This window comes from Caballeronia mineralivorans PML1(12) (assembly GCF_001028175.1).
Classification (GTDB): domain Bacteria; phylum Pseudomonadota; class Gammaproteobacteria; order Burkholderiales; family Burkholderiaceae; genus Caballeronia; species Caballeronia mineralivorans.
On the sequence record NZ_AEJF01000343.1, the window covers coordinates 1 to 296 of the forward strand.

At 50.0% G+C, this 296-nt stretch carries 1 pseudogene; it reads left to right on the forward strand.

Annotated elements, in window-relative coordinates:
• Positions 1–296 (forward strand): annotated as a pseudogene (locus tag EOS_RS42940) (MFS transporter); the annotation flags it as partial.

Genomic DNA, 296 nt, shown 5'->3' on the forward strand with positions numbered 1-296 from the left:
TTCTCATTACCTAAAGGTGGTGCAGGGGCACGACCTGAAGTGAAAAAAGAGCTGGCGGTATTAATGCGTCCGCAGGTGCTGTCTGCATTGCTGACGACGGTACTGGGAGCTGGTGCAATGTTTACTCTCTACACCTATATCTCTCCGGTACTGCAAAGTATTACCCACGCAACACCGGTGTTCGTCACGGCAATGCTGGTGCTGATTGGTGTCGGATTCTCTATCGGTAACTATCTCGGCGGCAAACTGGCAGATCGTTCAGTTAACGGCACGTTGAAAGGCTTTTTGTTGTTGTT